We start from the raw sequence: 24,173 nt of genomic DNA, 5'->3' as shown, positions 1-24,173 counted from the left end.
CCGCTTAATCGCGGCGAATTACTTTTGGCTCTTGTCCTGCAACTGCTCAACCTGCGGTAATCCGGCGTTGGAAGAAGAAGAGAGCAACCCGGTTTCAACATAGTTAAACAGTTTTTCACGGGTATCGGTGATGTCCAGGTTACGCATGGTCAGCTGGCCGATACGGTCATCCGGCGAGAATACGGAATCGCCTTTCTCCATCGTCAGACGCTCTGGTTTATAGGTCAGGTTATCGGAAACGGTATTCAAAATGGAATAGTCGTTGCCGCGACGCAGTTCCAGCGTCACTTCGCCGGTGATGGCGCTGGCGATCCAACGCTGGGAAGAATCACGCAGCATCAGCGCCTGAGAATCGAACCAGCGGCCCTGGTACAGGAAGCGCCCCAGTTGACGGCCGTTGGCGTGATACTGTTCGATGGTGTCTTCGTTATGGATACCGGTCAGCAGGCGCTCATAGGCGATATGCAGCAACGCCATTCCCGGCGCTTCGTAGATACCGCGGCTTTTCGCTTCGATGATGCGGTTTTCAATCTGATCGCTCATGCCTAAGCCGTGGCGTCCGCCAATACGGTTGGCTTCCATCATCAGTTCCACGTCATCGGCAAAGGTTTTGCCATTCAGCGCCACCGGATGGCCGCGATCAAAACGCACGGTGACTTCTTCCGCGGCGATTTTCACGTTTTCATCCCAGAATTTAACGCCCATGATCGGGTTAACGATTTTGACGCTGGAATTGAGGAACTCCAGATCTTTGGCTTCGTGGGTCGCGCCCAGCATGTTGGAGTCGGTGGAGTAGGCTTTTTCGGCGGACATTTTGTAATCAAAACCGGCCTGCGCCATAAATTCGGACATCTCCTGACGGCCGCCCAGCTCATCGATAAAGTCGGTATCCAGCCAGGGTTTGTAGATTTGCAGCTCGGCGTTGGTCAGCAAACCGTAACGATAGAAGCGTTCGATATCGTTGCCTTTATAGGTGCTGCCGTCGCCCCAGATATTGACGCCGTCTTCTTTCATCGCGGCGACCAGCATGGTGCCGGTTACCGCACGGCCCAGCGGCGTGGTGTTGAAATAGGTCACGCCGGCGGTGGTGTTATGGAAGGCGCCGCACTGAATTGCCGCGATGCCTTCGGCAACCAGTTGCTTACGGCAGTCGATCAGGCGAGCATTTTCAGCGCCGTATTCCATCGCACGGCGAGGGATTGCATCGTAATCATCCTCATCCGGCTGACCCAGATTCGCGGTGTAAGCATAAGGAACCGCGCCTTTTTGACGCATCCAAAGCAGCGCGGCGCTGGTATCCAGACCACCAGAAAACGCAATACCAATACGCTGACCAACCGGAAGATGTTTGAGAATCGTTGTCATAAATAAAATCCCTGCTCGAAGATCGATGGCTATAAGCTTAGCAGCCGCGCCATTATGTTACGCAATACAATACTGAGGGCCATGACTTCACCAGGTTGCGGACTGGTCAAGCGAGGTTTGTCGGTAAATATCGCGCCCTCAATAAATGCATATTTATGCAAAATAAGTGAGTGATAATTTAAACATCTTTTTGCCGGCACAGGAAGAGGAGAGTCGTGCTTTATGCAAAAAAATTCGCACTCGGTTCGCGCCCAAGTGGACGAGTATAACGCGATTTCATCAACACGCTAAGCGCTAAAGGTGGGTTACGCGACGCCTATATCAATAATAAAACATCGTTTCATTTTAATATGTATTCTTTGCTATCCTCCCTTTTCCCTCTATATGTTGCTGGAGATGCTATGTCTAAGAAAATCGCCATTCTGCTGGCTGATGGTTTTGAAGAAGCGGAAGCGATTATGGTGATTGATGTACTGCACCGTATGAAAATCGATGTCGCCATGTTGTCTTGTCACGACAGGCTGGAACTGTGTAGCTATCACAATATTCGTATGTTTGCCGACGACCTGCTGGAAAGAAACACGGATACTCTGTTTGATGCGGTAATTATTCCCGGCGGTCCGCAAGGAACGGTTAATCTGGCAGCAAACCCCACGGTGGTTGAATTCATTCGCCGCCATGACGAGGCCAACAGGCTGATTTGTCCGCTTTGTTCCGCCGCCGCGCGCGTGTTGGGCGGTAATAACTTATTGCAAGGCCGGCGTTATGTCTGCTCGGGCGAGCTGTGGCAAAACGTTACCGACGGTGTATACGTCAACGAAAAAGTCGTCGAAGACGGCAACCTGATCAGCGGTAAAGGACTGGGCGTCGCTTTTGATTTCGCCTTTACTATCGCCTATCGCTTAACGGGAGATAAGGAAGACGCGAATTTCCAGGTTGAACACATCGATTACGATTACTGGCGCGTGCCCGAATAACCCCCATCTTCAGCGCGACGTTAGTCTGTCGCGCTGCCTGTCTGTTTATCCCCGCTGATACCCCGCTTCACCATAGCGATCGCGGTACTCTTTCGGCGTGATGCCATAGCCTTTTTTAAATACGGCGTAGAAATAAGGCAGTGAAGGATAGCCACACATCAGGGAAATCTCGTTGATCGAAAGCGAGGTGGAAACCAACAGGTTGCGAGCACGATCCAGTTTCTCCGCGTGAATGACGCCGTGGATCGTCTGCCCCATTTCATCTTTGAAGCGTTTTTCCAAATTCGAGCGGGATATGCCCACCATATCCAACACTTGCTCGACTTTGATGCCCTTACAGGCGTGGTAACGGATGAAATGCATCGCCTGAATAACCGCCGGATCGTGTACGGAGCGGTAGTCGGTCGATCGGCGTTCAATCACCCTGACGGGCGCAACCAAAATACGCTGTAATGGCGGCACATTGTGGTTTAACAATAGCTGGTGCAGCAATTTCGCCGCGCGATAGCCCATCTGACGGGTTCCCTGCGCCACGGACGACAACGCCACGCGCGAAAGATAACGAGTCAGCTCTTCATTATCGATACCGATAACGCAAAGTTTTTCCGGCACGGGGATGTTCAAATGCTCGCACACCTGCAACAGGTGACGCGCCCGGGAATCGGTGACGGCAATAATACCGGTCTGCGGCGGCAACGTCTGTACCCAGTCGGCCAGGCGATTTTGTGCGTGCTGCCAGTTATCCGGCGAGGTTTCCATCCCCTGATAAACCACGCCCTGATAGCGCCCCGCGGCGACAAGCTGGCGGAATACGTATTCGCGTTCCTGCGCCCAGCCTTTTCCTCCCGATGCCGGCAAACCGTAAAAAGCAAAGCGATTCAGCCCCTTGTTTTTAAGATGCATAAATGCGCTTTCCACCAGCGCATGGTTATCCGTAGCGATATAGTGCGCAGGCGGATAATCGGCCGGATTATGGTAGGAGCCGCCCACGCCCACCAGCGGCACATTGACATCCTGCAATAGCCGCACAATTTCCCGGTCGTCAAAGTCGGCAATCACACCATCGCCTAACCAGTCTCTGATGTTCTCAATACGGCAACGAAAGTCCTCTTCGATGAAGATATCCCAATCACACTGAGAGGCTTGCAAATACTCACCGACGCCTTCAACAACCTGTCGGTCATACACTTTGTTCGCATTGAACAGCAGAGTAATACGATAACGTTTTTCAAACATGGCGATGAGCATCTATTCATGGCGGTGACCCCCTGAATAGCATAACCATTCAGAGCAGCCTAAATAATTTCCTTATTATTGCGAGCTGCCGCGTATTTGCCGCAATGACCCACGGCGCCGTTACATTCTGCGTTTGGTCGCCGTATCCATCCACACCGCCAGCAGCAGAATGCCGCCTTTGACGACATACTGCCAGAAGGTCGGCACATCCAGCATACTCATACCGTTATCCAGCGAGGCCATGATAAATGCCCCCATCACCGCCCCGGCCACGCTGCCGATCCCGCCCGCCAGACTGGTGCCGCCGATCACGCAGGCCGCGATCGCGTCCAACTCGGCAATATTCCCCGCCGACGGCGAACCGGCGCCCAAACGCGAACTCAGGATCAGCCCCGCCACCGCGACCATCAGCCCGTTCATCGCGAAAACAATCAGCTTGGTGCGTTCCACATTGATCCCGGATAGGCGGGCCGCCTCAATATTCCCCCCCACGGCGTAGATGCGGCGGCCAAACGCGGTGCGCGTCGCCAAAAAAATGCCGCCCAGCATCAACAGCGTGAGAACCAGCACCGGCGTCGGCACGCCACGGTAATCATTCAGCAGGTAGATGGCGCCAAGAACAATCACGGCGGTAAACGCCTGACGCCCGATATCGCCGGCCGGCTGGCTAACGGGAAGCCCCAGTCGGATACGGTTACCGCGCCGCCGCCATTGCCACAAAATAAAAACCATCAGCCCCAGCGCGCCGAACAGAAAGCCCGCGCCGGAGGGCAGGTAGCTTTGCCCGATCTGCGACATCGCATCAGAGGTCGGCGAAACCGTGGTGCCATTGGTGATGCCGATAAGAATGCCGCGAAATGCCAGCATGCCCGCCAACGTGACGATAAAGGAAGGCACTTTCTGATAGGCGACCCACCAGCCATTCCATGTTCCCAGTAATAATCCCAGTACCAGCGTCACCACGATGGTTAACGGCAGCGGCCAGCCGAACCACACATCAAAAATCGCCGCCGCGCCGCCGAGCAGCCCCATCATGGAGCCCACCGACAGATCGATTTCCGCGGAAATAATGACGAACACCATGCCGACCGCCAGAATGCCGGTAATCGCCGTTTGCCGCAGCAGGTTGGAAAGGTTGCGCGCGCTCAGGTAAGCCCCGTCCGTCATGTAGGTGAAAAAGAGCATGATGGCGATGATGGCGGCAATCATCACATAAACCTGAAGATTAATGCTCTTGAGCCGTTGCAGTAAGGACTTGGACTCGACAACGGCATTTTGTTGATCAGACAGTGATGTTTTCAGCACGATGTTCACTCCTCAATGCAGCTTCCATGACCTGTTCCTGGGTCAGATCCCGATTAATCAAGTCCGCTTTGATTCGCCCTTGATGCATGACCAGCACCCGGTCGCTTAGCCCCAGGACTTCTGGCAGTTCGGAAGAAATAACGATGACGGCGATTTGCTGCTGTACCAGCGCATTGATGAGCTTATAGATCTCATATTTTGCACCGATATCGATACCGCGGGTCGGCTCGTCAAGAATGAGTATTCTGGGGTTCAGCAACAGACATTTCGCCAGCACCGCTTTTTGCTGGTTTCCCCCGCTCAGCCGGGCGATCGGCAATTCCTGACTTGGCGTTTTCACTTGCAAATTCGCCAGCGATTGCCGGATGACATCCTGTTCGCGCGCGTCATCCAGCATGGATAACGCGCCGGAGAACCGATCGAGCGCGGCCAGCGTAATGTTGTGCGCCACGCTCATGATGGGGATAATGCCATCCCTTTTGCGGTCTTCCGGCACCATGGCGATGCCCAGCGCCAGCGCCTGCTGACAGTGCCGGATATCGACCCGCCGCCCGTCGAGAAACACCTCTCCCTGCCAGCGTCCGTGATAGGCGCCGAACAGGCACTGGACGGTTTCGGTACGCCCCGACCCCACCAGTCCGGCAATACCGAGTATCTCGCCCCGATGCAGGGAAAAAGAGACATCGTCCACCCGGCGGATATGGCGGTTCACCGGATGCCAGGCCGTCAGGTGCTCCACCCGCAGGATCTCGTCGCCGATGGTATGCGCTTCATTGGGATACAGCTCCGTGAGTTCCCGTCCCACCATCATGGCGATGATCTGGTCTTCGCTCAGTTCCGCCGCCGGATGGGTACCGATATGCTTACCGTCGCGAATGACGCAAATCACATCGGAGATCGCTTTTACTTCGTTGAGCTTGTGGGAGATATAAATGCAGGCAATGCCGTGATGACGCAGATCCTGGATGATATCGAGCAGAATGGCCGTTTCCCGTTCGGTCAGCGAGGCCGTCGGCTCGTCCAGCACCAGCAGACGCACCTGTTTATTCAGCGCTTTGGCGATTTCGACCAACTGCTGCTGCCCCAGCCCCAACTCCCCGACTTTCGTATTGGGATCGATCGTCAACTTTACCTGCTCCAACAGACGCAGGCAGCGCAGATACATGTTGTCGTAATCCATTATCCCGCAGCTCGCCAACTCGTTGCCCAGGAAAATGTTCTCCAGCACGGTCATCCCTTTAACCAACGCCAGTTCCTGATGAATAATGGCGATCCCTTTTTTCTCCGTATCGCGAATATGGCTGGCCCGGAGTTCATCGCCGGAAAAGATAATGGTTCCGCGGTAGCTGCCATAGGGATAAATGGCGCACAGCACTTTCATCAGCGTGGATTTTCCCGAGCCATTCTCACCGCACAGCGACAATACCTGTCCGGCTTCCAGCGTCAGGCTGACGTTGTCCACCGCCTTCACTGCGCCAAACGCTTTAGTGATGTTTTTCATTTCCAACAGGCACGGCATCATGACCTCCGTGATTCACAATTATCCCCGTCCTTTTTCAAGCCGCAGCGGCGTCGGCCGCCTGCGGCTTGACCTCTCGTCGGGTTTGGCGGGCGCTCACGCGCCACAACCGGATGCAATGGCGCGCGAGCGCCTTGCTACGCGTAAATACGGTTAGTACACGTCCGCCTGTTTGTGAAAACCGTCGGCAATCACCGTGGAATCAATATTGGCTTTATCAACGGGGATCGGAGCCAGCAGAAATGCCGGAATATCCTTCATACCGTTGTTTAACGTGGCATTCGACGGCGGCGTTTTGCCTGAGCCCAGCGCAACCGCAATATCGGCGGCGTCTCTGGCCAGTTTGCTGATGGGTTTATAAACCGTCATGGTTTGCGTGCCGGCGACAATGCGTTTTATCGCCGCCAGATCCGCATCCTGCCCGGAAATGGCCACCTTGCCGGATAATCCCTGCGCCGCCAGAGCCTGAATCGCGCCCCCCGCCGTCGCATCATTGGAAGCCACCACCGCATTAATATTGTTGTTATTCGCCGTTAACGCATTTTCCATAATCTTCAGCGCATTTTCCGCCAGCCAAGCGTCAACCCACTGATCGCCAACTATTTTAATTTTCCCCTCATCAACAAACGGCTTTAATATTTTCATTTGTCCCTGACGAAACAGCTTTGCATTATTATCTACCGGCGATCCCCCCATGAGAAAATAATTCCCTTCCGGCACCTTATCGACCAGATATTGCGCCTGTAACTCACCAACCTTTTCATTATCAAACGAAATATAAAAATCCACATCCGCATCGTTTATCATACGGTCGTAAGCCAATACTTTTATTCCCTCGCGTTTTGCTTCCGCTATGACATTACTGAGCACCTGACCGTTATAGGGAATGATGACTAACACATCGACGCCGCGATTAATCATATTTTCTATTTGCGAAATCTGCGTTTCCTCATTGCCGTTCGCCGATTGTACAAAAACGCTCGCGCCTTGTTCTTTGGCCTTTTCGACAAAGATATCCCGATCTTTTTGCCAACGTTCAAGGCGTAAATCATCAATGGCCATCCCTATTTTTACCTCCTTGGCGAACCCGGGTTGGCTGACTAAAGCGAGTACGGCACAGACTGACAGTAAAAAGTGTTTAACTTTCATCGTAGAGTACCTTTTTATTTAAATAATACAGGGCAGAGAGCGCCAACAACCGAAAAAAGTATTGTCGTTAAACAACACATCATCAATTACAGATTTTTATCCTCTGATTATGTTTTTTGGTTTAATTGCTATTTTTTGATAGCCGTCATGTTTTATTGATTACTAATATTCTTCTATTTACAGAATTGCGAAGCATCTTCAGATTAAATTTTCAATATTTTTGAGACTCAGCGCACATTTAATAATTCTCTTAATCCGAGTGTTAAATAACGTAATTGTGCAACACGCGGACGGATCTGAATATATCCAATATTTTTCAAGCCGGGCTAATGCGACAGCCTGAGAAATAATGGGATAACGTTAAATCCATCGGGAACTTTTCTAAGGAGTCAACGATGCAACCCTATTTTGAACAGATCGAAAAAGTACGCTATGAAGGCAGCGGGAGCGACAACCCTTTCGCTTTTCGTCACTACAATCCTGAGCAGGAAATCCTGGGAAAACGCATGGCCGACCATTTACGCTTTGCGGTCGCCTACTGGCATACGTTGTGCTGGAACGGCTCGGATATGTTTGGCGTCGGCGCCTTTGAACGCCCATGGCAAAAAACAGGAGACGCGCTGGCGCTGGCCAAATGCAAGGCCGATATCGCCTTCGAATTTTTTCAAAAGCTGGATGTGCCTTATTATTGTTTTCACGATGTGGACATCGCGCCCGAAGGGCATTCCCTTAAGGAATACCTGAATAACTTCGCCGTCATCACCGATGTTCTGGCGGAAAAACAGCAAAGCAGCGGCGTTAAGCTGCTGTGGGGCACCGCAAACTGTTTCACCCACCCGCGCTATGGCGCAGGCGCGGCCACCAACCCGGATCCTGAAATCTTTGCCTGGGCGGCGACGCAGGTCTTCACCGCCATGAACGCCACCCATAAGCTGGGTGGGGGAAACTATGTGCTGTGGGGCGGGCGTGAAGGCTATGAAACCCTGCTCAATACCGATCTTCGGCAGGAACGTGAACAGATTGGCCGCTTTATGCAAATGGTGGTCGAACATAAACATAAAATCGGTTTTCAGGGTACGTTGCTGATCGAACCCAAACCGCAAGAGCCGACCAAACACCAATACGATTATGATGTGGCCACCGTCTATGGTTTCCTGAAACAATTCGGGCTGGAAAAAGAGATCAGGGTTAATGTGGAAGCCAACCACGCCACGCTGGCGGGCCATTCGTTCCACCATGAAATCGCCACGGCAATCGCGTTAGGCATTTTTGGCTCCGTTGACGCCAATCGCGGCGACCCGCAACTGGGCTGGGATACCGACCAATTTCCCAATAGCGTGGAAGAGAATACGCTGATCATGTATGAAATTCTTAAAGCGGGCGGCTTCACCGCCGGCGGGCTGAATTTTGATGCCAAGGTTCGCCGCCAAAGCACCGATCGCTATGATCTATTCCATGCCCATATCGGCGCCATGGATACCATGGCGCTGTCGCTCAAGGCCGCCGCCCGCATGATCGAGGACGATGCGCTGAACCAACTGGTCGCCAAGCGTTATGCCGGCTGGAATGGCGAACTGGGACAACAAATCCTGCAAGGCAAAGCCTCCCTGGCATCGCTGGCAAGCTATGCGGAAAAACAGCAGTTGGCGCCGCAGCACCAGAGCGGTCATCAGGAACTGCTGGAAAACCGGGTTAACCGTTACATCTTCGGCTAACCCTGTGAGTGTAAGGATGCGGGAAGCGAGTCGCCGTTTCTAGGCGGGCGGCGTACTCTCGTCCTCCTGCGAAGGCGGGGATAGGCGGGCGCGGCGGCTGTAGGGGAAGTTTGTCATTTATCTCAGGAGCGCAAGGCTCCTTAACCAATTCAAGAGGCTGCTATGTACATCGGCATTGATCTTGGCACTTCCGGCGTCAAAACCATCTTACTGAATGAAGCGGGACAGGTTGTCGCCAGCCATAGCGCGGCATTAACCGTTTCCCGCCCCCATCCGTTATGGTCGGAACAATCGCCCGAAGCATGGTGGCAGGCAACCGAGAGTACGCTGCAGGCGCTGGCGGAGCAGCACGATCTGCGCGCCGTTAAAGCGCTGGGGCTGACCGGACAGATGCATGGCGCCACGCTGCTGGATGCGCGACACCGGGTGCTGCGTCCGGCCATTCTGTGGAATGACGGGCGCAGCGCGGCGCAGTGTCAATCCCTGGAACAACAGGTGCCGGCCTCGCGACGGATTACCGGCAACCTGATGATGCCGGGCTTCACCGCCCCGAAGCTGAAATGGGTACAGGAACACGAAGCCGATATCTTTCGCCGGATCGATAAGGTATTACTGCCGAAGGACTATCTGCGATGGCGGCTGACCGGCGAGTTCGCCAGCGATATGTCCGATGCGGCAGGAACGCTGTGGCTGGACGTGGCGAAACGAGACTGGAGCGAACAACTGCTGGCCGCCTGCTCCCTGACGCGGCGACACATGCCGGCGTTATATGAAGGCAATCAGATTACCGGCTATTTGTTGCCGGCGATCGCGGAACGATGGGGCATGAATGCCATTCCGGTGATTGCCGGCGGCGGGGATAACGCAGCCGGCGCGATCGGCGTCGGCCTTTATCAGGCGGGGCAGGCGATGCTGTCGCTCGGCACCTCCGGCGTTTACTTCGCCGTCAGCGATGGTTTTCTCTGTAATCCTCAGCACGCCGTGCACAGCTTTTGCCATGCGCTGCCCGACACCTGGCATTTGATGTCGGTGATGCTGAGCGCCGCCTCCTGCCTCGATTGGGTCGCCCGTTTGACTCACGCCGCAAGCGTGTCCGCGCTGTTGCAGGAAGTCGTCCAGACGCCGACGGATGAAACGACGTCGCCGTTGTGGTTTTTGCCTTATCTCTCCGGCGAGCGCACGCCGCATAATAATCCGCACGCCAAAGGCGCTTTCTGGGGGCTGACGCATCAGCATGGCCGTCCCGAACTGGCGCGCGCCGTACTGGAAGGCGTCGGCTTCGCCCTTGCGGATGGCATGGATGCCCTGCATATGACGGGGTTAAAACCCAGCGGCATCACGCTGATCGGCGGCGGCGCGCGCAGCGCCTACTGGCGTCAAATGCTGGCCGATATCAGCGGACAGGCGCTGGAATACCGTACCGGCGGCGATGTGGGGCCGGCATTGGGCGCGGCGCGGCTGGCGCAAATCGCTATGTACCCCGCTACGCCATTGGCCGATCTATTGCCCCAGTTGCCGCTGGAACAGATCCATCAGCCGGACGAGCAGCGCCACGCGTACTACGCGCAGCAGCGCAGCACCTTCCAAGCGCTGTATCAACAACTTCTGCCGTTAATGTAAATTTGCCGGCAATGCGCCGTTCCCGCCAGGGCGTCGGGCTGGAGAAATCCGCATTGATGGCCGGATTTTCCTCCGGCCGACAGTTGCGTCGCGCACAGCTGCGCCAGCGACGGCATGACGAGCGATCGCGGCCCGACGACGCCTGACCTTAACTCACCAGACGCCGGCTATCGATGCTCTGCAACGCCATCGACAACAGCAGACCGCCCAGTAGCGCGGCGCCGAAAATGTAGAAAATATCCAGCACGGGCCGCGACGGCATATCCATGCCATGGGTACGCAGGTAATGAATAATCAACGCATGGAAACCGTAAATCGCCAGCGAATGGCGCGATATCAGGGCAAGTCCGGGCAGCGCCTGCTGATTCAGATAGCTTTTAAATACCGTAAACAGGCTGACCGCCGCCAGAAAAACCAGCGGGCCGCCATAGAGATAAAACGTCTGATTGAAGTTGTCGTTCAACAGCGTGTGATGCCGGGTGCCCATCGCCACCAGCAGCACGCACAAAATAAATACCGGCAAGGCCGCCAGCGCGACACGCCGGGGAATATCCAGCATTCCTAACGCCCGCCCGACGACCGCATACAGCAGATAGTAAAACGTATCGCCGTAGATATAGAGATTCACCGGCAGCAGTTTGACGCCGGAAAACTCAACCCGGCCCGTATTGGGGTTGGCAACCACCGCCAGCAGCACGATGAAAATCGCCAGATACCTGCCCGACACCGGCTTAACGTTAATTAAGGGGGAAAACAGGTAGATCGCCACGATCGCATAGAAAAACCACAGGTGGTAAAAAATCGGCTTTTGCAGGAATTGTCTGGCGGCGTTCAGCGGGTTGATTGGCGTAAATATCACGATATAAATCAGCGTAACGGCGCTGTAAAACAGAATACATAAGCCAATACGCAGGAAATGCTTCTTCCGCGCGCTGCGTTCGCCAAAGAACAAATAACCCGAAATCATAAAGAACAGCGGCACACAAACACGGGAGGCCGAGTTAAGGATATTCGCCACATCCCAGTGACTATCGCCCGGCGCGCCGCCGGCGGTGATGTAATAGGTTGTGCTGTGAATCAGAACGACCATCACACAGGCCACGGCCCGCAAATTATCAACCCAGCCGATCTTCCCGGTCATGCATAGCCTTTTGGAGAGACGAACGATATCGCACAGGGTAGAGCGTGTTGATAAACCACACAATGGGGAATGGGCTGAATACGGGAATGTCGCCGGAGATGCCCGCCTTCGCGGGCATGACGATAAAAGAGACTTGATTTGAGCGCCTCCGCAAGCATGGCGGAGGCGCGATATTGATTAAAACAACCCCATTGGTTTTTCCGAGTAGCTCACCAACAGGCATTTGGTCTGCTGATAATGCTCCAGCATCATCTTGTGGTTCTCACGCCCAATCCCCGACTGTTTGTAGCCGCCGAACGCGGCATGCGCCGGATAAGCGTGGTAACAGTTGGTCCAGACGCGTCCGGCCTGAATGCCGCGCCCCATCCGGTAGGCGACGCTGCCGTTGCGGCTCCACACGCCCGCGCCAAGGCCGTATTCGGTGTCGTTGGCGATTTCCAGCGCATCATCCATGGTTTTAAACGTCGTTACCGCCAATACCGGCCCGAAGATCTCTTCCTGAAAGACGCGCATGCTGTTGTTACCGAACAGAATGGTAGGCTCCAGATAATATCCTTTCGCCAGTTCGCCCGACATCTCTTTGCGATGGCCCCCGGTCAGTACCCGAGCGCCCTCTTTCTTACCGATGTCGATGTAATTGAGAATGGTGTCCAGCTGTCCGGCGGATACCTGGGCGCCCATCATGGTTTTGCTGTCCAGCGGGTTACCAATGCGAATAGACTCAACGCGTTTGATGGCCCGTTCCATAAAGCGATCGTAGATCGACTCCTGAACCAGCGCTCGGCTCGGACAGGTACACACCTCCCCCTGATTAAAGGCGAACAGCGTGAACCCTTCCAACACCTTATCGAAGAAGCTGTCTTCTTTATCCATCACGTCCGCAAAGAAGATATTCGGCGATTTGCCCCCCAGCTCCAGCGTCACCGGCGTCACGTTCTGCGCCGCATAGCCCATGATCTGCTGACCCACTTCCGTCGAACCGGTAAACGCCACTTTGGCGATGCGCTTCGAGGTCGCCAGGTATTCGCCAATCTCGCTGCCCGACCCGTTCACCACGTTAATCACGCCCGGCGGCAAAATATCCTGAATCAACTCCATCAAGACCAGTACCGACATCGGCGTCAGCTTGGCGGGTTTAAGCACGATACAATTCCCCGCCGCCAGCGCGGGCGCCATCTTCCAGCAGGCCATCAATAGCGGGAAGTTCCAGGGAATAATCTGGCCGACCACGCCAAGCGGCTCGTGGAAATGATAGGCGACGGTATCGCTGTCGATTTCGCTGATGGCCCCCTCCTGAGAACGGATACAGGCGGCGAAATAACGGAAGTGATCGATCGCCAGCGGAACATCCGCGCCGCTGGTTTCCCGAATGGGCTTACCGTTATCCCAGGTTTCCACCATGGCCAGCCGTTGAAGGTTCTGCTCCATTCTGTCGGCAATGCGGTTCAGCAGCAGAGCGCGCTGCTGCACGGACATGGCGCCCCATTCGGCTTTCGCCTTGTGGGCCGCATCCAGCGCGTGATCGACATCCCGCGTGGTGGAACTGGCAACTTCGCACAGAGGCTGGCCGCTCACCGGCGTCAGATTAACAAAATACTGTCCTCCTGCCGGTGGAACCCACGCTCCGCCGATAAAGTTGTCATAACGTTTTTTCAGATTAAGCGCGTCATACTCACCGGTCGTCGCCCGGCTTTCAGAGATGTCATAGGCCATTTCAATCTCCTTCTCGCGGTCTGGGTACGCGGCGGAGCCGCGGTGAAAAAAGAGGCAGTGTGAAAATGATCGCCAAACGTTAATTAAACGTTAAATAGAGAACATGGTTAAATCCTATGCAGCGATCGAGATTTATGACAGTTTCCGGCAAAGGAGAATATTGACTCTTCGAAGTAAGTCACATTTTTGCAACCATAAAGAAACAAATTGACAACCATGGCCACGCGCCCGATCGCTGTTTGCAGAGAAAAGTTCGCATCGGCCAGGAGGCAGTGAAATAATAGCGGGATGAATCAGCGGCACTTACTTACTCATAGGGACTTCAGGTGAAAGGCGTTAATCCACAAACCGTCACGCTTCCTACAGGAACATGCCAACGCACGGTAAGCCATCAGGGCGCGCTAACGCAGCCGCAGACCGACTGGCTGGCCGAAGAAGTACCGGTGGCGCTGGTCTATAACGGTATTTCTCACGTGGTGATGATGTCGTCGCCGAAAGACCTGGAGCTGTTTGCTTTGGGGTTTTCGCTGTCGGAAGGCATCATCCAGTCGCCGCAGGAGATTTACGGCATCGATGTTCAACCCGTGTGCAACGGCATTGAAGTGCAAATCGAGCTTTCCAGCCGCCGCTTCGCCGGTTTAAAAGAACGGCGCCGGGCGATGGACGGCCGTACCGGATGCGGCGTCTGCGGCGTGGAACAGCTGGCCGAGATCGGCAAACCCATTACGCCCTTGCCGTTTACGCAAACCTTCTCTCTTGGCAATCTGGAATCCGCGTTGACGCAGTTGAAGAACGTGCAGCAGGTGGGCCAATTAACGGGCTGTACCCACGCCGCGGCCTGGATTACGCCGGAAGGAACGCTCAGCGGCGGCTGTGAAGATGTCGGGCGCCACGTCGCGCTGGATAAGCTGCTTGGCATGCGCGCCAAAAACCCGTGGCGCCAGGGCGCCGTGCTGGTTTCCAGCCGGGCCAGCTATGAGATGGTGCAAAAGTCCGCCATGTGCGGCGTAGAGATCCTGTTTGCGGTTTCCGCCGCAACCTCGCTGGCCGTCGAGGTCGCCGAGCGCTGCAATTTGACGTTGGTGGGATTCTGCCGGCCAGGGCGCTCCACCATCTATACTCATCCGCAAAGACTGTATGAGTGAGTAGGCCGGCGGCACAAAGCGGACTTCTGGCTTTAGATTGATTTGTTTTACCTCATAGCCTAACCACATAAGCGCTTGTTATACGGGGCTAAGCAGGCAAACGTCATCCTCTCCCAACAAGAATAATCATTTTCAATATCATTTAATTAACTATAATGAACCTAATTCTTACGCGGTGCTAACATAAAGCGGTGCCGCTATATTTTGTGTACTAGAATAATTGTGTACGATACCTCGTTTCAGTACTACACACTTAAGTACTACAACCACGGAGATGCCAAACATGAGTTATTCACTACCATCCCTGCCTTATGCTTATGACGCGCTGGAGCCACATTTCGACAAACAAACGATGGAAATCCATCACTCCAAGCACCACCAGACTTACGTCAACAATGCTAATGCAGCGCTGGAATCCCTGCCTGAGTTCGCCAAACTGCCTGTTGAAGAACTGATCACGCAGTTGGACAAAGTACCGGCAGAGAAAAAAACCGCGTTACGCAACAACGCCGGCGGTCACGCCAACCACAGCCTGTTCTGGAAAGGTCTGAAACTGGGCACGACGTTGACTGGCGATCTGAAAGCCGCGATTGAACGCGATTTCGACAGCGTCGACGCTTTTAAAGAAAAATTTGAACAGGCTGCCGCCACTCGATTTGGCTCCGGCTGGGCCTGGCTGGTTCTGAAAAACGACGGCAAACTGGCGGTTGTTTCCACCGCCAACCAGGATAGCCCGCTGATGGGCGAAGCCATTTCCGGCGTATCCGGCTACCCAATCGTAGCGCTGGACGTGTGGGAACACGCTTACTACCTGAAATATCAGAACCGCCGCCCTGACTACATCAAAGCGTTCTGGAACGTCGTCAACTGGGACGAAGCAGCCAAACGTTTCGCCGAAGCGAAAAAATAATCTGCGCTATTGACCTACTATCGGTGGATAAAAAACCGGAATAGCGGATCGTTATTCCGGTCAGACTGCCGACAAACCATCTGATTCCAACCCCACCGCAAGCCTCTCCCTTCACTGGGAGAGGCTTGCGGTGGGATTGCTAACGGCAACGTTTTGGACGTTGTCATCAAACTCACCGGAATAACCGTTCGTCGCAAGCGACGTTGAAAATTTCTCCCGGAAATTTTTTATTGCCCTTCTCCCGCCTATTTTTCCAACACCGCCCCATCAGCTAAAAAGTTAAAGTATTGTTACTTATTGCCGATAATTTATACGTGATTCTATCGTGTGATTTATATATCGATACGCTGTGCTTCACACGACTGCTTATGGCGCAGCCTTCCATTATCGGCAGTATGAAATGTGATGCTCGCGCCAGAGAAGGTATTCTGTTTATGAGATAGTGGAAGAAAAAAATGGCGATAAAATTTGAAGATATCAACGTCGGTAAAAAATTAGGCTTAGGTTTCTTCCTGGTCCTAATGATGACGGTCATTATCGCTGGCGCTGGCGTCATGCATATTGATGAATTAAAAGAAAGCATTGATAAGGTGAATGTAAGCAACAATATCAATGATGAAATTAATCAGGCCAAATATTACCGGGCACGCTATAGCACAGCCTATGACCCCGAAGATATAAAACAGAATAATATCAGCATCGATAAAATTAGTACCTATATCTCTCACGCTAAAGACTTGAATTGGCCTGAAAGCATCAACGCCAAATTCCCGCAGATAGAAAATCTGATTGCCGAATATCAACAAAAACAGCAAAGTTACATTGATGCCGTTCACAAAAAAGATGACGTCAGGGAAAGCTGGAATATTTCCGAGACGGAAGAACCGTTAAAAAAACTGGGCGAACAATTCATTACAGACTACAGCCCGATGACGCTGCAATTACTGCTTGCCGATCTTAATCAAAAACTGATGGCCGTACGCTATCATGTCCGCGGCTTGTTGCTGTCGCGCGATGAGGAATCACAGGCAAAACTCGCGGCGGCCATTAAGGAAGCGCAGACCTCGCTCAATGCGTTGCACCAGAATCCGTATCTGTCCACGGAGCAACAGGCGATACTTACGCCGGTTCTTGATACCGTGAACGTGTATGAAGGGCGAGCCATGGCGTATATTCCCGCTTATCAGGAAGAGATGGCTCAGGCGCAGCAGATACAGGACATCGCCGAACAGCTCAATGCGATCATCACGTCCATGCTTAACGAGCAGCTACAACTCACGCAGGCGGATATCCGCACTTCCGAGATACAGTTGGCCGTCACCGCGCTGATTACGTTAATCTTTGGATTACTGATTTCCTGGTTTATCTCACGTCAGATTACCACGCCGCTAAGTAAAACGCTGGTTATGGCCGAGCGCATCGCTACCGGCGATCTCACCATGACCGTCAACACCACCCGTCGTGATGAACTGGGCCAGCTCATCAGAGCCATGTCAAAGATGAACGCCAACCTGCATAACATGATCGATGAGATCCGCGTCGGCGTTAGCCAGATCTTTAACGCCTCAAGGGAGATCGTCGCCGGCAACACCGATTTGTCCTCTCGTACGGAACAGCAGGCCGCCGCCGTTGAGCAAACCGCCGCCAGCATGGAACAGCTGACCGCAACGGTAAAACAGAATGCGGACAACGCGCACCACGCCAATACGCTGGTCATCAGCGCATCGCAAACGGCGAAGCAGGGCGGCGAGCAGGTAAACAACGTGGTGAAAACCATGAATGATATTGAACACAGCTCCAGGCGCATTGCGGAGATCACCTCCGTTATCAACGGCATCGCTTTTCAGACCAATATTCTGGCCCTGAACGCCGCCGTTGAAGCCGCCCGCGCGGGTGAACAAGGACGGGGATTCGCCGTGGTTGCCAGCGAGGTGCGCAACCTGGCGCAACGGAGTTCACAGGCGGCAAAAGAAATTGCGAGCCTGATCGCCGAGTCCGTCGAGCAGGTGAGCCACGGGGCAACGCTGGTCGGCAATGCGGGTAAAACGATGAATGATATCGTTACCTCGGTGACCCAGGTACATAGCATTATGGGCGAGATCGCCACGGCGTCAGATGAACAGAGCCGGGGAATTACCCAGATTAATCAGGCGATCGTGGAAATGGACAGCACCACCCAGCAGAACGCCGCGCTGGTCCAGCAATCCTCCGCAGCGGCGGATTCACTGGAAGAGCAGGCCGCGTTGCTCAAACAGGCGGTTTCGGTATTCCATCTTGCAAATTCACAGGACGACGACACGCCGGCCGGCATCGCGCTTTCCCATTCGTCGCCACAGCTGGGCTACAAACGGTAATGTCTGCCGCGGGGATGACGGGATATATTTTATCGCAGAGACTGTGTTGAGCCTCTGTCGTCAAGTCGCTTTCTTCCGGCTGACTCTCACTCTCGTCATTCCCGCGCACAAAAACATCGGGAATGTTTTTGAACGCCGCTTGCGGCGGCCCGAAGGGCGAGCCCCGGGGATGGGGCGAGTAACCGGGAATCTGTCAATGGCTGTTTACGGTTTCAGTAGGAGATCCCCGCTTACTGCCGCGGGGATGACGGGCGTCGTTGGCCGATACGGCGTTAATCAGCATTGGGCCGCCGGCTTAAAATTCCTTGGGCGCGTAGCCCGTCATCTCTTTTAACCCCATTTCACGCCCCAGCGCCGTCATGGGATGCACCACCACCAATCCGCGTACGCTTTTCTTCAACCCGCCCAGATTGGCTTGCTCTTTTTTGGTAATCACGCGGCTGAAAGGCAAGCGGGACAGTTTTTGCGCTTCCTGACTGAGCTTTTGCTCTCTCACATCGCGCAGACGCTCAATTTCCGCCGCCAGCTTCTCGCATGCCGCCGCATTAAGGGCTATCGCTTCGGCATCGCCCTGCGCAAGCAGGGTGGCTTGCTTACGATTCAACTTATCCAATTGATCGCTAAGACGTTTAATTTCTGTTTTTTCCTGCTCTTTCATAACGTATAAACCTGTATATACCCAATAGATTTCGAGTTGCAGGATGGCGGCAACCGATTGATAAATTTGTCGGGAATGAATTTGACCAGCCAACGTATCTGCGACTTGAAAGATGAAGGGTATACCTTTCTTACTTGACGTTGGAGAACCATGCGTGGCAAGCATACACTAAACTGTGTTTCAGGTGCAGTGAACAAGGAAATAGAAACGCCGCCTAAAAGGCTTTTTTCAAGCTAATGCGGGAAATCAGTTCCGTAAGCGATAATACCAACGTGGAGCGCACCATCTGCTGATAACGCTGTTGCTGCATGCCAACCAGCAAAGTATCGTCAGGATCCCCGCCGGCGGGAAGCGGCGGTTCGGCAGGCAAAATACTGACGCAGTGCAGTTCGCCGACCGTGCCGAGGATTTCATCGTCCGTAAAGCGATAATCATGCTCGTCGATCAATAATTCTTCGCCCAGCGCCATCAGCAATTCGGCGTCCTCATACTCTTTACGGCTGATCATCCCTAATCCGTAAATCAGCTTGAGACGCACGCACAGATCCCCCAGCGGACCGGTTCCCGTCATCAGCGGTTCAACCGCATATTTAACGGCGTAGTCATCCTTGCGGAACACCTGCAACATAAGAATACTGACCGCTTCAGCCAGCAGTTCAACGGCCCGGAGCATGAAATCGCGCACCGTGATTGCTGAATTCAGCGATTCAAGAACCCGGTTTTCAAACGCCTGTGTTTCTTCCATCATCCCTCTCGTACCGTTAACCCGCACATATATTCCTCACCCCCCGGTATAGAATTTACCGGCGGATAAGGGTGATGCCGATTATGCCCGACATCACCTGTATTGAACGCCCCCAAGGATCTAGAAGAGGAAATGATCTGCCTGGCGCCACGATGCGCAGCTTACTGCATGGCGTTATAGGCGCTCACCGCTTGGGCAACAACCTGACTCTCGGCATCCAGGCCGGAAATCTGCGCCAGTGTCGCTTGCGGCCCCAATTTTTTCAATAATGCCGCCAGCTCCTGCGCCTGAGGATCCTGCTCGCTGCGGAAATGCATCGCCGCCGCAATGCCGATAATCAAATTATCATGCGGCAGTTGGTACTCCAGCGTCCCCAGCAGCGGCTTAATCAGCCGGTCGCCGGCGCTCAGTTTACGCAATGGCTGACGGCCCACACGCTCAACGTCATCGTGCAGATAGGGGTTTTCAAAACGGCTGAGGATCTTATTGATGTACGCGGCATGTTTCGCAGGGTCAAAGCCATAGCGTTTAATCAATACCGCGCCACTCTCCTCCATCGCCCCTTTCACCACCGCGCGAACTTTCTGGTCGAGGATGGCGTCACGGATCGTCTGATGTTTGGCCTGCTGACCCAGATAAGCGGTAATGGCATGACCGGTGTTGAGCGTAAACAGTTTGCGTTCAACGAACGCCATCAGATTATCGGTCAGCTCCATACCGGGAATAGCCGGAGGCGTACCCTTGAACTGCGTTTGATCGACGATCCATTCGCTGAAGGTTTCCACCGTCACGGCCAGCACGTCGCTGTCGCCGGCTTCGGAAGGTGGCACGATGCGGTCAACGGCGGAATCGACGAATCCCACATGTTCCGCCGCCCACTGCTGCTGGGCGGCCGGCAGCAGTTTCAGCACATGCTGCTTGAGCTGACTGGTGCCGCGCACCATATTTTCACAGGCGATAATATTCAGCGGCTGCACATTGCCGTTGGCATGACGCTTCACCAGCCCCTGCGCGATCGTGCCGGCGATCTTTTCCAAAATTTGCGGCCCGACCGCCGTCGTGACCAGATCGACGTCGGCAATCAGCGCAATCGCTTCCGGGCTGCCGCTGTGAACGGCGCTGACGTTATTGACGGTATCAAGACGCGTTTGCTCTCCCACGATGCGAACCTGATAGCTTTTGCGGCTGTTCAGCGCATCCAGCAGTTGCTGATTGACGTCGGCAAAAGTCAGTTCGACATTGGCGTCAGCCAACAGTTTACCGATGAATCCCCGGCCGATATTACCGGCACCAAAATGTAATGCTTTCATCATGCTTTACCCTTTTAAAACAACATTCAGAAAAGAGGCCGCCCGCCAGGGCGGCATCGCCGTGGTTTCAGGCGCTCTTTTTGCCCGACAACAGATCGAGCACATCCTGTACGTTCTGGGTATGGGCCAGACGTTCAATTACCGATTCGTCATCCAGCGCGTTCGTCAGGCTGGTAATGACCTGAATATGTTCGTTATTACGGGCGGCAATACCGATGACCAGGCGAGCAACGTCATCGTCGCTCTCGCCAAAGCGCACGCCGTCAGGGAACTGGCAGAAGACCACGCCGGTTTTCAGCACCTGGTCTTTCGCTTCGATCGTCCCATGCGGCACCGCGATGGATTCACCCAGATAGGTTGACGTCAGTTTTTCACGCTCCAGCATGGCCTCGACATAGGCCGGCTCGACATAGCCCCCTTTCACCAGTTGTTCACCGGCGAAACGAATAGCCTGTTCTTTGGTGTCCGCATGCTGATTAAGGAAGACATTGGCGGCGCTCAGTTGGAACAGCTTCGCCCCTTCTTCGGCAACATCCGATTTGGCGGCCGCGACAACCGGCGCCGGAGAGGCGCTGCCTTGTCCCTGCGCAGCGACAAGACGCGCGACCAGATCGCTATACAGCTGGCTGTCAAGGAAGTTGGTCAGCGAGATATGTTGTGCCTGCGGCGCATGACGCAGCGCGCGTTCGGTCAGGTCACGGTGGGTTATCACCAGATCGACATCTTCCGGCAGGTTATTGATGGCGCTGTTGGTTACGGAAACGTTTTTCAGCCCGGCATCCTGCACTTTCTTGCGCAGCACGCCGGCCCCCATGGCGCTGGACCCCATACCGGCGTCACAGGCCACGATGATTTTGCGCACGGTGCTCAGATCGCCGCTGACGCCTGCAGCGGCACGATCGCCGCCTTTGGCTGACGATTTCATCTCCTGCATGCGGCGAGTCGCGTCGCCAAGATCGTCCTCGGTTTTGTTTTTCGTGCTCTTCAGCAAAATGACGGAAACCACGAAGGACACGGCAAATGCCGCCACAATCGCCGTAATATTGGCGAAGTAGGCGCCTTTTGGCGTCATAGCCAGCACGGCCAGAATCGATCCCGGAGACGCCGGAGAAATCAAACCGCCATTCAGCAAGCCGAGGGTAAACACACCGGTCATCCCACCGAGGATAACGGCAATAATCAGGCGCGGATTCATCAGCACGTAAGGGAAGTAGATTTCGTGGATCCCGCCGAAGAAGTGGATAATCGCCGCCCCCGGCGCAGACTCTTTGGCATTACCGCGGCCAAAAAACATATAGGCGATCAGTACGCCCAGACCGGGGCCGGGGTTGGCTTCAATCAGGAAGAAGATCGATTTCCCGGTTTCAGTCGCCTGCTGAATACCCAGCGGCGAGAAGATACCGTGGTTAATCGCATTGTTCAGGAACAGAATTTTTGCCGGTTCGACGAAAATAGAGGTGAGCGGCAGCAGGCCATTGCGCACCATCACGTTCACACCGGCGGCCAGCGCCTGTGAGAAGAGTTCAACCAACGGGCCGATAGCCAGGAATGATAGGATCGCCAACAGCATGCCGATAATACCGGCAGAGAAGTTGTTGACCAGCATTTCAAAGCCGCTTTTTATTTTGCCGTCAACCAGGCGATCGAAGCGCTTAATGGCCCAGCCGCCCAACGGGCCGGCAATCATCGCCCCCATGAACATCGGGATATCGGTCCCGGCGATCACCCCCATTGTGGTGATCGCGCCAACCACGCCCCCACGTTCGCCAAACACCAGGCGACCACCGGTATAGCCAATCAGCAACGGCAGCAGGTAAGAGATCATTGGCCCAACCAGTTTCGCCAGCGTCTCGTTAGGCAACCAACCGGTGGGAATAAACAACGCGGTAATAATACCCCAGGCGATAAATGCGCCGATGTTGGGCATCACCATGTTGCTAAGAAAGCGACCAAAGTTCTGAACTTTGATCTTGATATCTGGTGAAAGCATAAAAACACACTCCTATTGAGCGCGCTGACGATGAGAGCGCGTGATTTTTATCGTGAGCGGAGTGACCAATATCCGTCCGCATTCCCGTATGCAGATCGGACTCTAGCACTCTGTTTTCGCTTAGCAATCAGGAGAGGTTTTGTGACAAAAATCACACATTCAACCTACAGGAAGGTCACAAATGAGTGATGTGGTTCACAAAAATAGGGAAATTGAACAAAATTTAGGCAGGAACAGTCTGCGGACATGTGATGCATATCACATATCCGCAACATTCATTTATTCCATTTATGAGAGTTGAATCACAATTTATTTTTGATTTGACGCCGATTCGCGAGAACGGAACATCACTATCGGTTGGCGGAGCCGTTAAGAGGTTTCAGCGCATTCATCAGATTCTGCTGTTGGATAGCCAACCCCGACACCATGCTGTTGTATTGCGCAACCTGCTGCTGCGTCGGAAACTGCACCGAGTTGCCGTTAAAAACCGCCTGATTGCCCTGCGCTTCAAGGTAATCCCCCACCTGAATCAGGCTTTGTATAAACGAGAGCGCGCTGGGAATAGTGGGCAGCAGTACGTTGGTCGGCTGGGTAACGACTTGCGCATACAGCCGCCCGTAAATAACCTGTAACTCTTCCGGCTGCTTGCGCATACGCAGGGCGTTATCCGCCTGCGCCTTCGCCTCCTGAATCTGCTGCCCCAGCTGATTTATCGCCCCGATGGACTGGCGAAGATTGTCGCGCTGCAACAGATAATCCTGCGGTACGCGAATCTGGGAAACCTGGGTCAGCATCGGCGTCAGGCTTCCTGCCACCGCTTGATTTAACTGTTGAGAAAATGTAGTTAAAATCGCGTAATCATCAGCAAAAGGCCCGAATTTCGTCTTTTGCTCTTCGCTCAGCGCAGGAAGTTTCCCATCTTGTTGCAGATGGACCGTTTGTAGAAAATCAATAAACGCTTTGCGTTGGTCGGCTTCAGAATCGCCACATGCGGTAAGCTGCAACGCCATAAAGAACATCAGTACCGGCAATAGCCAGCGTGAGCGATATTCCATCCATCCTTTCATTCCATCCCCCTGTTGTAGCTGATTCTCAATCAGTGATTTTTTGTTAGCGTCATGCATCTCTACCCTATCGTTCTCAAAGTCCCCAGGCAGCGGCTAAACGCCCCAGTAAACCCGCGATAAGGATAAGAGAATCGGCCTGGCGCAGTTTGCACGCCGCTTGCCGCGCTGCAAACGGGCAATGAAGCCGGCGCGGCGGCAGCCTGAAGGTGAAGGGCATGACAGTAAGCATAGTAGAATCAGTTTGATAAGACCGG

General features: G+C 54.0%; 19 protein-coding genes. 7 read left to right on the top strand and 12 right to left on the bottom strand.

Translation table 11 applies throughout. From position 1 onward, the window contains the following. Positions 1-18 precede the first annotated feature (18 nt). The gene (gene argG, locus ACN28R_RS19600) at positions 19-1,365 is read right to left on the bottom strand and encodes an argininosuccinate synthase (protein ID WP_048636967.1); all 1,347 of its coding nucleotides are present in this window, start codon (positions 1,363-1,365) and stop codon (positions 19-21) included. Between the two features lie 401 nt (positions 1,366-1,766). Between argG and ACN28R_RS19595 the strand changes: the two genes are divergently transcribed. Beyond that, complete coding sequence (locus ACN28R_RS19595; protein ID WP_095835270.1) at positions 1,767-2,342, top strand: DJ-1/PfpI family protein; 576 nt, start codon at positions 1,767-1,769, stop codon at positions 2,340-2,342. Between the two features lie 45 nt (positions 2,343-2,387). On the opposite strand, the gene xylR is transcribed toward ACN28R_RS19595, so the two are convergent. The 3 genes from xylR to ACN28R_RS19580 all read right to left on the bottom strand — a co-directional run bounded on the left by xylR (position 2,388) and on the right by ACN28R_RS19580 (position 6,402). Beyond that, on the bottom strand, positions 2,388-3,578 hold the full coding sequence (gene xylR, locus ACN28R_RS19590; RefSeq protein ID WP_095835855.1) for a D-xylose utilization transcriptional activator XylR: 1,191 nt from the start codon (positions 3,576-3,578) through the stop codon (positions 2,388-2,390). 120 nt (positions 3,579-3,698) lie between these two features. Continuing rightward, entirely contained in the window at positions 3,699-4,868 is a 1,170-nt protein-coding gene (gene xylH / locus ACN28R_RS19585; protein WP_236840249.1) for a xylose ABC transporter permease XylH, read from the bottom strand. Next, positions 4,861-6,402, bottom strand: coding sequence for a xylose ABC transporter ATP-binding protein (locus ACN28R_RS19580; RefSeq protein ID WP_095835268.1), 1,542 nt, complete (start codon positions 6,400-6,402; stop codon positions 4,861-4,863). The genes xylH and ACN28R_RS19580 overlap by 8 nt, the downstream gene beginning before the upstream one ends. Position 6,403: 1 nt before the next feature. Between ACN28R_RS19580 and ACN28R_RS19575 the strand changes: the two genes are divergently transcribed. Beyond that, positions 6,404-6,559: a hypothetical protein gene (locus ACN28R_RS19575; protein WP_183096807.1), complete on the top strand. Its 156-nt coding sequence runs from the start codon at positions 6,404-6,406 to the stop codon at positions 6,557-6,559. Here the strand turns inward: ACN28R_RS19575 and xylF are convergent. Next, entirely contained in the window at positions 6,556-7,551 is a 996-nt protein-coding gene (xylF, locus tag ACN28R_RS19570) for a D-xylose ABC transporter substrate-binding protein (RefSeq protein WP_095835267.1), read from the bottom strand. The two genes, ACN28R_RS19575 and xylF, sit on opposite strands and share 4 nt — an antisense overlap. Before the next feature lie 395 nt (positions 7,552-7,946). Here xylF and xylA point away from each other — a divergent pair, with 395 nt between their 5' ends. Next, positions 7,947-9,266 (top strand): xylose isomerase, encoded by a 1,320-nt coding sequence (gene xylA / locus ACN28R_RS19565; protein WP_095835266.1) that lies wholly within the window; start codon positions 7,947-7,949, stop codon positions 9,264-9,266. Between the two features lie 162 nt (positions 9,267-9,428). Then, positions 9,429-10,886 (top strand): xylulokinase, encoded by a 1,458-nt coding sequence (xylB, locus tag ACN28R_RS19560; protein WP_095835265.1) that lies wholly within the window; start codon positions 9,429-9,431, stop codon positions 10,884-10,886. A 148-nt stretch (positions 10,887-11,034) separates the two neighbouring features. Here xylB and ACN28R_RS19555 read toward each other — a convergent pair whose 3' ends face one another. Further along, the gene (locus tag ACN28R_RS19555; protein WP_095835264.1) at positions 11,035-12,027 is read right to left on the bottom strand and encodes an acyltransferase; all 993 of its coding nucleotides are present in this window, start codon (positions 12,025-12,027) and stop codon (positions 11,035-11,037) included. 177 nt (positions 12,028-12,204) lie between these two features. Next, a complete protein-coding gene (gene exaC / locus ACN28R_RS19550; RefSeq protein ID WP_095835263.1) occupies positions 12,205-13,740 on the bottom strand; it encodes an acetaldehyde dehydrogenase ExaC in 1,536 nt (511 codons plus the stop codon). 326 nt (positions 13,741-14,066) lie between these two features. Here exaC and fdhD point away from each other — a divergent pair, with 326 nt between their 5' ends. The 3 genes from fdhD (at position 14,067) to ACN28R_RS19535 (ending at position 18,149) form a co-directional block, all read left to right on the top strand. Continuing rightward, positions 14,067-14,885, top strand: a complete 819-nt coding sequence (gene fdhD, locus ACN28R_RS19545; protein ID WP_048636961.1) for a formate dehydrogenase accessory sulfurtransferase FdhD — start codon at positions 14,067-14,069, stop codon at positions 14,883-14,885. A gap of 283 nt (positions 14,886-15,168) precedes the next feature. Beyond that, positions 15,169-15,795 carry a superoxide dismutase [Mn] gene (gene sodA, locus ACN28R_RS19540; RefSeq protein WP_095835262.1) on the top strand — a complete coding sequence of 209 codons (627 nt, stop codon included), beginning with the start codon at positions 15,169-15,171 and terminating at the stop codon, positions 15,793-15,795. Between the two features lie 455 nt (positions 15,796-16,250). Beyond that, the gene (locus ACN28R_RS19535) at positions 16,251-18,149 is read left to right on the top strand and encodes a methyl-accepting chemotaxis protein (RefSeq protein WP_095835261.1); all 1,899 of its coding nucleotides are present in this window, start codon (positions 16,251-16,253) and stop codon (positions 18,147-18,149) included. 295 nt (positions 18,150-18,444) lie between these two features. Here ACN28R_RS19535 and ACN28R_RS19530 read toward each other — a convergent pair whose 3' ends face one another. From ACN28R_RS19530 to ACN28R_RS19510, 5 genes are all read right to left on the bottom strand, one after another. Next, positions 18,445-18,807 (bottom strand): YibL family ribosome-associated protein, encoded by a 363-nt coding sequence (locus tag ACN28R_RS19530; protein ID WP_048636958.1) that lies wholly within the window; start codon positions 18,805-18,807, stop codon positions 18,445-18,447. 214 nt (positions 18,808-19,021) lie between these two features. Beyond that, positions 19,022-19,555, bottom strand: coding sequence for an MltR family transcriptional regulator (locus ACN28R_RS19525; RefSeq protein ID WP_197088966.1), 534 nt, complete (start codon positions 19,553-19,555; stop codon positions 19,022-19,024). 158 nt (positions 19,556-19,713) lie between these two features. Next, positions 19,714-20,862, bottom strand: a complete 1,149-nt coding sequence (locus ACN28R_RS19520; RefSeq protein WP_095835854.1) for a mannitol-1-phosphate 5-dehydrogenase — start codon at positions 20,860-20,862, stop codon at positions 19,714-19,716. A gap of 67 nt (positions 20,863-20,929) precedes the next feature. After that, positions 20,930-22,852: a PTS mannitol transporter subunit IICBA gene (locus ACN28R_RS19515; protein ID WP_095835260.1), complete on the bottom strand. Its 1,923-nt coding sequence runs from the start codon at positions 22,850-22,852 to the stop codon at positions 20,930-20,932. 350 nt (positions 22,853-23,202) lie between these two features. After that, positions 23,203-23,907 (bottom strand): DUF3053 domain-containing protein, encoded by a 705-nt coding sequence (locus ACN28R_RS19510; protein ID WP_095835853.1) that lies wholly within the window; start codon positions 23,905-23,907, stop codon positions 23,203-23,205. Positions 23,908-24,173: the final 266 nt, after the last annotated feature.

Source organism: Brenneria goodwinii (assembly GCF_002291445.1).
Classification (GTDB): domain Bacteria; phylum Pseudomonadota; class Gammaproteobacteria; order Enterobacterales; family Enterobacteriaceae; genus Brenneria; species Brenneria goodwinii.
This window is presented reverse-complemented; position numbering and strand designations above follow the sequence as displayed.